This is a genomic window from Psychrobacter sp. 28M-43 (assembly GCF_014770435.1).
In the GTDB taxonomy this organism is placed as follows: domain Bacteria; phylum Pseudomonadota; class Gammaproteobacteria; order Pseudomonadales; family Moraxellaceae; genus Psychrobacter.
In genome coordinates, this window is record NZ_CP061739.1 from 1,573,882 (window position 1) to 1,585,909 (window position 12,028).

Consider the following 12,028-nt stretch of genomic DNA (forward strand, 5'->3'; position numbering starts at 1 on the left):
CCCCTAATTAGTTTTTGCTATCTTGTTCTAGGGCGTGTCTTCATTTCAAAAATGGTGATAAAAATGAGATAAATTGCCGTCAAACGAGGAAAATAGTGCAGATAATATCGGGATATTAACCAGCTATTTGACGATGTTTGGCAAAATTTAGCTATTTTTAGCCCATTTAGATAACTATCGAGTGAATTGAAGACACGCCCTAATAAATAATAATTAAAAGTATGCGCCCATATGACAGACCTTAGCGATCCAACCAATACAATTGACTTGTCTACACAACCGAATTTATTTGATGAATATTCAGATGAGCTGCCTTGTTTGTCTGCTATACCTGAACGTAAAGCCGATGTCATACCAGCAGTCGATGTTGACCTAACGGGCAAGCACCTAATTGAAGCCTCAGCCGGTACGGGCAAGACTTGGACGTTGACCGGTATTGTACTACGCCTACTGATCGAAGCGCGACGTGCGCCAGAGCAGATCATTGCCACGACTTTTACTCGAGCTGCCGCTGCCGAAATGCGTCAACGTATTCATGATCGTTTGGTAGATTTTTATCAGCTATTACAATGGGTCAATAGCCTAAGTGCTGATACTGGCAATAAAGAGAGCCTCTATCCCAACATACTGCAAGTTATGCCTGAGGGTAACAATGACGCACAAACAGATAACGACTCAAGTACTGATGCAAATGTTGAAATAGATATTAACGAGTTAAATCAAGACCTTGCTGCTGATAAGCAAGCGGCGGCTGAGAAACGTGAACAAGCAAAAAAAGACCGCGAAGATTGGTTGGTTAATCAGGCCAAATATGTGCGCTTAGACGGCATCATGCAAGATCCTATCAACTTGCATCTTGTCGGTTATTTGCTGGATCACGTGTACAGTTACCCCATGGCGGAAGCTATCAGGCGTACGGCACTGGTACTCACCACATTGGATAAGCTATTTGTAGGTACGCTCGATAGCTTGGCGCAAAAATGGCTGACGGAGTACAGTAGCGAAACTGGTCACCAGCAGGGTATGGGGATTATTGAAGACAGCAGTATTGAGCAGGTTACTGATAGTATTATCCATGATGAGCTGCGTCAGTTTCAAAGCCGTTTGTATTATGAGCAGCCTAAACTTTACGCGCTAATGGATCAGCAAGGTAAGCTGTCTGCGGTAGGCGATCATAAGAAATATGTGACTCGCTCGCTTAATTTTATCTCTGCGCCGATTGATGAGATAAGGATTGAGAAAGGCTTTGACTTTGATGCATACGAAAAGCTAATCAATGAGTTCTCTCAGTTAGATTTAGTAGATATCCAGCCTTACTTAAATCCTGACTATAGAAAGTCTCAAGGGTTTCGTGGTGGTTCTAATCTAACCAAACAGTTTGATGCCATTATTGAGGTTCATCAAAAGATATCAGAGTATCAGCTGACGTTTAATAGCTATTTAAATGAGAGCGAGAATAAGATTTTGACATCATTGCAGGATTCTAGATATCCCGATGAAGATGGCAAAATTAAGAATTTTAATAAGAATAAAGAAAAAGAGCATCAGACGCTTTTTGAGCTAGAAACCATTAGTAAGTTAATGGCTATCTTAGACATGCTTGATAGTTTGAATCAGCATATTTTGTTGGTATTAGCCAATCTTAACCGTCAGATTGTGCTTGCTGTGCGTAACAGGCTACCAGTAATTTTAGAAGAGCGTGGCGAGACGACTTTTAGTCTGCAAATGGTACGCTTAAACCAAGCATTAACTGGTCGTCAAGGGGATAAGCTGGCGCGTTATATTCGTCATCATTATCCAGTGGCGTTGATTGACGAGTCGCAAGATATCAATGGCGAGCAAGCCATTATGATTGAAAGCATTTATTTGCCAAAGAACAAGCGTAAACAGTCGGACAGTGACAAGCAATCAACCACTAAGAAAGCCAATCATGAGTTTCTGCTATTGGTTGGTGATCCGAAACAGGCTATTTATGGGTTTCGTGGTGGCGATGTAGCCAACTACAACTACATGAAAGCCCAGTTTGATAAAAGCGCCCTTTGGACGCTTGATATCAATCGCCGTTCAAATGCCGGTGTGATTAACGCATTGAACTGTTGGTTTGGTATGGCGAATGCAACAACTACTGAGAATAAACTGTCGCAGCTAGGTACTGGTATTCACTACCAACATATCAAAGCAGCAAAACCGGAATATGAGCTGTCTTGGTTTAATGCGTCAAATAGTCTGGATGATGTGCTGGTGACAGAGGTGCTTTCTGCTCAGCCAGTGAGCTTATTGCACCTGCCTTATGACAAGGAAAAAGAGTTTGATTACGATGAGCATGAAATAACAGCTCGCCATATAGTCACTTTGCTTAATAGTGGTCAGACACTTAAAGGTAAGCCGATACAGCCCAGTGATATTGGGGTGCTGGCACGTGCCAAAAAAGATTTGAAGCGAGTTGAAGACGAGCTAGTAAAGCTTAATGTGCCGACTTTGACTACTAGTGATGTCAGTATCTTTGAGACTATTATGGCAGAAGATATGGCAGCATTACTAAGTGCCATACTATATCCATATCGTCATGACATGATTAATCGGGTATTGACCAGTCATCTATATGGACTGAGTATCAAAAACGTCAAAGCCATGATGACGGACCATGAGTCAGGCATTACTGAGGGCAGTAGTACAACAAGCTTTCATTCACAAAACTCTAATTCGAAAGACCTCCCAGCCAATGAAGCTACTGATAATAAAAAGAGCTATCAAGACTTTATTACTTATTTAAAAGAAGGGGCACAGCGTTGGCAGCACTTTGGCATCTTATCAGCGCTACATTATTTATTAGATAAAAGCCCTGTGCAGCCGCAAGGCGTATGGCAAGCCCTAGCTGCTCATCCAGAAGGTGACCGTCATATCATGGACTTGCGTCATGTAATGGACATCTTGGCGCAGTATGGCCTAGGCATGGGTGAGCATGAGCTACTGGCGTGGTTCAGGCAGCATATAGATGCAGCACCCAATAGTGATTGGGCTAAGCAATATCCACTACCGACAGAGTCCGGTGTGCAACTGATGACCATTCATAAGTCAAAAGGGCTTGAGTTCCCTATTGTCTATGTATTGGGAATGGGTGATGCCAGTAGGAAGTCTGGGAATAAGGAAGACTATGGGCTGTATCTATATAACGCGCAACAAGCGCCTTCAGCGCTAGTGCGGCAGTCGATAGAAGTACAGCAGCCGATAGACAGTCAATCGACGGGAAATCAGCGCCGCTTCTCACCACTGCAAGGCTCTGCTACTGTCGAGGATTATTATACTGATATCGAAACACAAGAAGGTTTTGATGAGATAAGACGGCTTGGCTATGTGGCATTTACTCGAGCCAGTGAGCAGCTTTATGTTGTGCTGCAAGATCCGAGCAACAAGACAGGATTTGAGCTAAAGCCAGTGTTCTATTGGTTTGAATCGCCAGAAGCAAAATTTGAGCTGCCGGATAGGCTCAAAGGTATCGTAGGCATGCTTAGAGGTCATAAGGTTAATGAGTTCTATGACAATAATTACGCAAGCAATGATGCTAACTCAGCAGGTATAAATGATAATGTTCAGATGACTGCTACCAAGTCAAATGCTCATAAGCCTACGACAGAGGCTATTGAATACGCGCCCTTTGCCGAGGTTATGAAAACCAATTATTTTTATGGCTGGGCCAAGACCAGTTTTACCGCCTTAGCGCGTCAGCTAGATGAATCTACACAAGCAATGGCGATAGTGGATGAGCGTATTGATGATGCGATAGATTTTGATATGACAGAGTCTTCAGTTTCTGATATTTCGTTACTTAATAACGATGGATCTAGCGAACAAAACAGTGAATTCAGTCCCAAGTTAGAAGATGATATCCGCTTCACCTTTGTAAAGGGTGCCAATGCCGGTACGTTTTTACATGAGATATTTGAACAAATAGACTTTACCAATAAGGCTCAGTGGCCTCAGGTTATTGATAAAGCGATTAGTAGCTATCAATTGCCGCTGATATATAGCAGTGCTGAACAGCAGAGCCGCAGATCACAAGGTAAGAAACAAAGAAATAGCGATGGGTTTGATCTTGATTCAATAGATACAACCAAGCATGAGGCATTAGTTAATTGGATTGAAGAAGTGCTGCATGCGCCACTACTGGCTTCCAATCAACCCTTGATTGCTCTTGATAAAGGTAAGCGATTTGCCGAGTTAGAGTTCAACATGGGATTGTCAGAGAATTTCAAAGCACAGGATATTAGTAAGCTTTTCCAACAGTATTTACCTGACGAGACAGATAAACACGTCACCCTAGTGCCACAAAATAAAGCGCATCTGTATCGTTATTTGCGTGGTGAGATTGACTTGGTGTATGAGCATGCTGGCAAGTATTATGTGGTTGACTATAAGAGTAACTTTTTAGGAAATAGCCTAAGCGATTACAATAAAGATACCCTCAAGAAAGCAATGTCTAAAGCAGGGTATTGGTTACAAGCAGCGATTTATCAAGTAGCATTACATCGATTCCTTGCCATGAGAATCAGTGATTATACAGGCAACGAAGATAAATACTTAGGCGCTGTAGAGTACGTGTTTTTACGCGGTGTATATGACCCGAATGCTCAGACAGCTACTATGCCTACATCGCAAGATAGGGCTCAGTCTAACCACGATAGCTTGAGCAGTAACAGTTGCTATGGATTGGTTACTTGGGATATTCCTATCGACTTTATTAAAGGTTTAGATGCCTTGTTTGGCCTGCCGGACTAATAAACCTTATATAACAATTAGGTAGATAAAAATTGTTATAGCAGTTAATCAGATTGATAAGAGATAAATATACGATGAGTAATAATAACAATAAGAGCAAATCAGCCATTAGTTTACAAGAGAGCTGGGCAAGTAATCTCAGTGATTATATTTTGCTGCGCCGTCAGCAAACGCAGGTAGCATATGACGCGACAGATGCAAAGACAAACGATGAAAATAGAAGAATCGATAAGTCAAAAGATAGCGATTTATTTACGGCTCTATTCGTTATTTTAGCGGCTCATTTGGAAGAAGGGCATACTGTATTAACCATTAATGCAGCCGATCACGAAGCTCCCATGCAAGGTCAGATTAATGGGGAAGTGGTCACGTTATATGCATGGCAGCAGAACTTACTAGAGATACTGGCAACACCAATTTTTGCGCTGATTGATACTCAGATAAAAACGCAACTAGACACGCAACTAGACACGCAACTAGACGATGACACTACAACCGAGACATCGCTATTTGTATTACTGGACACTTTGTTTGGTCAGCGAAATTACCTGTGGGCGCAGCTAGCACTTAGTAATCATGAAAAAGAGACGTTGATCAAACGTTTTGATGCGATAACTACGTTATATCATCGCTTAAAAAATAGCGACTTAAATACTTTCGTTCATTTAATCCATGAACATGCTTTATTTGCTAATGTTAATGCGGACACTAATTGTAACAACAATCAAAATAGCCTAAGCAAAGATAATCAACCAATTATTTATAACATAGCTAAGAATAAAGAAACCCAAGGTTCGAAAATCACATTTTGGCTACACCGCACATGGCAAGCAGAATTTAACTTAGCACAGCATATCAATCATATTTTGAATCAGCAGATAGTACCTTTAGACATTACCATGCCTGAGAACTTAAATGATCAACAGATAGCCGCTATCAATGTGGCGAACAATAATGCATTTAGTATCATTACTGGTGGCCCAGGGACAGGTAAAACCTACACTGTTGCTCAATTGGTTATCGCGTTACAACAGGCGACAGAGAGTAGGGGAGATGAGTCTGAACATATTAGGTTTAGCACAGACAGTGCTAGTCTAGCATTAGCAGCGCCGACGGGTAAGGCAGCCCAGCGTATGCAAGAGTCTCTGCAGGCGGCTTTAGACGACGCAAATGTAGAGCTACAGTTGCAAGAGGCAAAAACCATCCATCGTCTACTAGGTATCGGTCGAACGGGTAGACCGCGCTACGATGCCAATAACCCACTGGGTGAGGATATTATCATCGTTGATGAGGCATCTATGCTCGGAGTTGAGCTGGCTAACTATCTTGTGAGCGCGGTAAAACCAGGTGCTAGGCTGATATTATTAGGCGATGCTAATCAGTTGGCAGCCGTCGATGCAGGAGCAGTATTGGCGGATCTCTGCCGTATTCCACTATTGCAACCCATACATGCAGAACTAACCGAGAGCCGCCGATTTAGCGCCGACTCAGGTATCGGTAAACTGGCCACTCAAATCAATAAAGCAGAGACAAATCTTCAAGCTATTTGGCAACTACTAAGGCAAGACGCTGCTTTGAGTTTTCAATATGTTAATACGTTACAAGCAGAGTCCATATCAAATAACAAGATAGAAAATAGCCTAAGCAAAGAAAAAATTATTTCAAGAATATCAAATAGTTACCAGTCATACGTAAATAAGGTTAAATATATACTAGAGAACCCAATAGAAAAATCCGTGCCAGAATCAGTTAAAAATACTACCTCTTCGTTAATGGAGGTATTTAATCAATTTAGAATCCTCACTGCTGGCCATAATGGTGAATGGGGCGACCACTATATCAATAACTACCTTACTCAATGGCATCTTGCTGAGCTCAAGCTGCCATTGGGTCAAAATACATGGTTCCATGGACGTCCTGTTATGGTGCTACAAAATAACTATGAGCTTGGGCTATTTAATGGGGATATTGGTTTCTGCTTACAAACATCAGATGAAAGGAGCCAATTAGAGGTATTCTTTGAAAATAAGACACAAGGGATAGCTGTTAATTTGCTAAATGAAGAGGTGATAGCCACGGCGTATGCAATGACTATTCATAAGTCGCAAGGATCCGAATTTGATCATGTTGCTATTACTTTTGATAACAGCCATGCACGGTTACTGAGCAAAGAGCTTATCTATACGGCAGTGACTCGTGCTAAGAAGCAGGTAACGATATATAGTACCAAGCACGCCTTAGAAAAAGCAGTTCAAACACCAACTGAGCGGCATACTGGTTTGGCATTACAGTTTTAACGATTCATTCAAGTTGTTGTCGGCACAATAAGTCAGTGCAATAAAAAAGCATCCAAATTGGATGCTTTTTTAGGACTCAACTATTTTAATCAATTAAGTCTAAGAATTAAACTTTGTCTTCTTTGATTGCATAGATACCTGGCAGGTGACGCAAGTAACCATGGAAATCCATACCACAACCGTAAACATAACGATCTGCAACATCAATACCCACAAAATCTACATCGAAATCTGCAACTTTGCGATTATGTTGCTTGTTAAGCAAGACACAAGACTCAAGTGATAGAGGCTTTTCTTTGCTTAATTCTTCAACAACTGCTTTTAGGGTAATACCTTCGTCAAAGATGTCGTCGATTAACAATACGTGCTCACCTTCGATACTAACATCAGGCTTGAATTTCCAATCAAGCTCATTAGTACCTTCGTTATCACGATAACGGGTCGCATGGATATAATGCATACGATGGTAGAACGTAAGGTGTGTCAGTAGTTGACCAGCTGGAATCAATCCGCCGTTCATCACGACCATAACAATTGGGTTCAGACCAGCATAATGTAGATTGAGCTGAGCGGCCAAACGCTCATAAGCAGCAGCTACTTCGATACTGCTAATAAGGCACTCTGAGTTGCGTAAGGTTTTTTCAATTTCTTGGTTACTGATTTGGGTCATCGGGTGCGCCTTTGGTAAAAAGTGCCGCTTATTTTAGCAAATTTTAGTGAATTTGCCCAACGTCATATGACTTTTGGGACAAAATTAATCCAATTTTTGGGGTTATTCTGGCTTTTCTATAATAAATGGACGGTAATAATTGGCCAATCTATTCAATGAGTCATTTGGTAGGTCAGGTAATAGCTTATTAAGTGCCATACTCATGCCTTTATCAATTGCTGATTTGGCAACTGGAACTGACTTACGCTTGATCATGCCTAGCTTTAATGTCTCAGCATAACGACTGATGAAGTGGGTCAATGTTTCTTCGTTCATGGTTTCAAGTGCCGTTTTAAATTTGGCTCTATCTACATGCTCAGGCGTGATAGCAGCAAAACCTTCAGTGATGGTATTGGCATCTTTTTCTGATAGTTTAAAGCCGACACGTTTAACACCTTCATTATCAATAAAGGTTGCATAATCTCTTAGAAAATGAAAACTTGGTAATACGTCTTTGTTGTTTTCTTTATCCAGTAAGATGTTGAGCAGAGTGTCTGTCGCGCGTTCAATCGTTCCAACAATTTTACGCATAGAGGCTTGGCGCTCAGGGTTCGGAATAATATCTACCAAACCAACCAATAAATTATCAGTAAGATCACGCGCTGTCTGATGAGTAAGGGCATCGCGATAAGGGTAGTACTCTACATTCTCATTTGAAGCAACGACTTGTTCGGCCTCACTGATTAAAGCTTTTAGTTTATCTGAGGGTACGAATCCAAAATAATGTGCCATTGCACTTCCTTTATTTGTTGTTTTTTATGTCTTACTTGCGTTACATTTATCACCAAATCGGTTATTATTCAAACAAAGTTTTAGTCTCAGGCTCATCAAACCAAATGCTGATTAGTGACATGCCCTAGTTATAAGATAAATGACTTTGTTGATTGGTAATAATTTTGCAAATTGCTAGAATTTACCTAAACGATAGATGAGCTGAGTCACTCATCGCACACTAATTTAGCATATTTTTCATATTTTAATTCAAAAAGCTTGAACTTATAAGGCTATTGACTACTTGTCTAGGGAGAGATGAGATGAATAGTGCTATCGTACTACTATTCGCCGTTGCCGCTATGCTCTGCGGCTACGTGTTTTATTCAAAATTTATCGCCACCAAAATTTTAGCATTGGACAACAGCCGTCCTACACCCGCACATACGATGAAAGATGGGATCGATTATGTCCCTACCAATAAGTATGTATTGTGGGGGCATCACTTTACGTCAGTGGCAGGGGCTGCACCAATTATCGGTCCTGCAATTGCAGTTATTTGGGGCTGGGTGCCTGCCATTATTTGGGTAGTAGTAGGTACTATCTTTATGGCTGGCGTACATGATATGTCTGCTATTTGGGCAAGTATGCGTAATAGAGGGCAGTCGATTGGCTCTATCGCTGGTACTGTCATGGGCACACGTGTCCGCAGCTTGATGATGGTTGTCATCTTCTTATTGCTACTGATGGTCAATGCTGTATTTGGTGTAGCTATTGCCAATATGATGATTAAGACGCCATCTGCGGTATTGCCAGTATGGGGTGCCTTAGTAGTTGCCTTTATCATCGGACAGTGTATCTATCGCTACAATATGAATCTGGTCTGGGTGTCCATTATCGGGGTAACAGCCTTGTACGGGCTTATTTATCTTGGCCCTATGTTCCCGATTGTGTTACCTGAGACCGTCATGGGTTTGCCTGATAACGCAGTATGGATCTTGATCTTGTTTGCCTATGCAGCGATTGCGTCGTTGTTGCCCGTATGGATGCTGCTTCAACCTCGTGATTATATTAATGGCTTACAGTTATTTGTCGGTTTGATTTTATTATATGCTGCTATTTTTATTGGCACGCCTAATATTGTCGCGCCAGCGGTTAACACTGCATTGCCAGCCGATACGCCGTCACTGCTGCCATTGTTGTTTGTGACAATTGCTTGTGGTGCCATATCAGGTTTCCATGGTTTGGTCGCCACAGGGACTACCTCTAAGCAGATTGATAAAGAAGAAGACGTTCGTTTCGTTGGTTACTTTGGTGCATTGGGTGAGGGTATGCTAGCACTTGGGGCAATCCTTGCAGCAACCGCAGGTTTTGCGACTCTTGGTGATTGGCAAGCGGTCTATCAAAAGTTTGGTGATGGCTCTATCGGTGCGTTCATTGATGGCGGTGCAACCATCTTGAATGCTGGCGTTGGCATCGATATGGTGCTATCACAGACCATGCTTACGGTAATGGCTGCATTGTTTGCTGGTACGACGATGGATACTGGCGTACGTTTACAACGTTATATTTTCCAAGAATTTGGTGAATTTTATAATTTACCTGTACTCAATAAGAGTGTTGTTGCAACGTTACTTGCTGTCGGAAGCTGTTTGTTATTAGCGTTCGGTGCTGGTGGTATCGATGGCGCGGGTGGTATGATTATTTGGCCACTATTTGGTACAACCAACCAGTTAATGGCTGCTTTAACCTTGATGATCGTTACCATTATCTTGTTACGTAAGGGCAAGCCAGTTTGGTACACCTTAGCACCATTGTCGTTCTTGTTGGTTATGACTGTCTTTGCACTATTGATTCAGCTCAAAACCTTCTTTACTGATGGTAATTGGCTACTTATTATTATGGATATTATTATCTTAATCGCGACCATTTTGGTGACGTTTGAGAGTTTGTCTGTACTACGAAAAGAGTGGTCACTACATAAAGGTAAAAACGGTGAGGTTTAAACGTTAACCCATATTGAGTGTCTGTTTAATAAAAAACGCTAGCAGCAATTGCTGGCGTTTTTTGTATCATATAGGCATGATAGATCATAAGAATTAAGTAAAATACGAGCACATTATGGAAAATAAAAACACATCAAATAATATAGAAAATGTTCAACCACTAGAGAACACTCAACCATGGTGGCAACGGTTTAAGAGTGGATTAAATGAATTTTATCATGCGCCTTATCGTCAGACGATGGCACGCGCGGCACGTGATGAAGAAGATTTTTTTATGTTGCTCATGTTTGCTGAGAGCTTGGGTATTGATAATCCCGCCAGCTTTTATACATTAGAATTGCAACCATTATTTTTAGAGAACTTTCATGAGTGGCATACACGTATGGGCATGGATAGATGTCCATTTGACCACGTTGGGTGCTGCTAACCGTAGTGGATTGACTATATAAAAAAGTAGCTAAGCATTTATTAGATAATGAGACAAAATACGAGATAACGATATGGCATTACACCCTTTACATGGATTGGTAGAGCAGTTAGAGACACAACCGATTATATTTATCGGCGGCAAAGGTGGTGTAGGGAAGACCACCACTGCAGCAGCCCTAGCCAGCTACTATGCAAGCCAGCAGCAAAAAACCTTAATTGTCTCAACCGATCCAGCACATAGTTTGGGCGATGTATTGAATGTACGACTCAATAATGAGACAACGGTAATATCACCTTATCTAGATGCGATTGAGTTAAATTCTGACGTGATTGTCGATGAACATTTTGCTCAAGTCGAACGTACAATTAAAGCTTATGCCAACCCAGATATGATGCCAAAAATTCGTGAGCATCTGAGGTTATCTAAGTCGGCACCTGGCGCTCAAGAAGCCGCGATGCTCGAATCCATGTGTCACCATTTAGTCGAAGCGGCAGATGCTGGGTATGAACACATCATCTTTGATACCGCACCGACAGGTCATACTTTGCGATTATTGGTATTACCAGAAATGATGGGAGCATGGACGGATGGGTTGCTTGCACAGCAGCGACGACAGTCTAAGTTGCGCTCCGTGGCAAACCATTTGGACAGTCACAATCAAAAAAATGATAAAAACGATGTGGCAAATCCGTTTGCCGCAAAAAAATCAGATCGCTGGGAGCAAGCTGTATCCGTATTAGAAAAGCGCAAGCAATTGTTCCGCCAAGCAGGGTTGCTACTACATGACCGTACACAAACAGCGATTGTGTTGGTGATGACCGCTGACGTCTTACCATTGGCTGAGACCAAGCGCGCTATCGAGCAATTGGAAGACAGTAAGCTCATGCCAGCAGCAATCGTCATTAATCAGCTGATATCAACCACGCAGTCGGATGAGTTTTGGCGACGCCGTGCTGAGCGTCAGCAGCATTTGCTGCAGGATATCGAACAAAGCTTTACCAAGTACCCGCTGTATCCAATTTACCTGCAACAGACGGATGTACGTGGTACTGATGCATTAAGTGCGTTGTTAAGTGCATAGGGTGCATAGATAGTTCGC

Annotated in this window: 7 protein-coding genes; 5 read left to right on the forward strand and 2 right to left on the reverse strand. The window is 41.8% G+C overall.

The genetic code is table 11. From position 1 onward, the window contains the following. Nucleotides 1-231 precede the first annotated feature (231 nt). Nucleotides 232-4,776: a UvrD-helicase domain-containing protein gene (locus IEE84_RS06650; RefSeq protein ID WP_191113579.1), complete on the forward strand. Its 4,545-nt coding sequence runs from the start codon at nucleotides 232-234 to the stop codon at nucleotides 4,774-4,776. Nucleotides 4,777-4,850: 74 nt separating this feature from the next. Beyond that, entirely contained in the window at nucleotides 4,851-7,073 is a 2,223-nt protein-coding gene (gene recD / locus IEE84_RS06655) for an exodeoxyribonuclease V subunit alpha (protein WP_191113580.1), read from the forward strand. Between the two features lie 106 nt (nucleotides 7,074-7,179). Here the strand turns inward: recD and IEE84_RS06660 are convergent, their stop codons facing one another. Further along, nucleotides 7,180-7,743 carry a hypoxanthine-guanine phosphoribosyltransferase gene (locus IEE84_RS06660; protein ID WP_191113581.1) on the reverse strand — a complete coding sequence of 188 codons (564 nt, stop codon included), beginning with the start codon at nucleotides 7,741-7,743 and terminating at the stop codon, nucleotides 7,180-7,182. A 102-nt stretch (nucleotides 7,744-7,845) separates the two neighbouring features. Continuing rightward, nucleotides 7,846-8,514 (reverse strand): hypothetical protein, encoded by a 669-nt coding sequence (locus IEE84_RS06665; protein WP_191113582.1) that lies wholly within the window; start codon nucleotides 8,512-8,514, stop codon nucleotides 7,846-7,848. Between the two features lie 302 nt (nucleotides 8,515-8,816). On the opposite strand from IEE84_RS06665, the gene IEE84_RS06670 reads away from it, so the two are divergent. From IEE84_RS06670 to IEE84_RS06680, 3 genes are all read left to right on the forward strand, one after another. Further along, nucleotides 8,817-10,499, forward strand: a complete 1,683-nt coding sequence (locus tag IEE84_RS06670) for a carbon starvation CstA family protein (RefSeq protein WP_191113583.1) — start codon at nucleotides 8,817-8,819, stop codon at nucleotides 10,497-10,499. A 115-nt stretch (nucleotides 10,500-10,614) separates the two neighbouring features. Beyond that, nucleotides 10,615-10,926, forward strand: a complete 312-nt coding sequence (locus tag IEE84_RS06675) for a cory-CC-star protein (RefSeq protein WP_191113584.1) — start codon at nucleotides 10,615-10,617, stop codon at nucleotides 10,924-10,926. Nucleotides 10,927-10,999: 73 nt separating this feature from the next. Then, on the forward strand, nucleotides 11,000-12,010 hold the full coding sequence (locus IEE84_RS06680; protein WP_191113585.1) for an ArsA family ATPase: 1,011 nt from the start codon (nucleotides 11,000-11,002) through the stop codon (nucleotides 12,008-12,010). Nucleotides 12,011-12,028 lie beyond the last annotated feature (18 nt).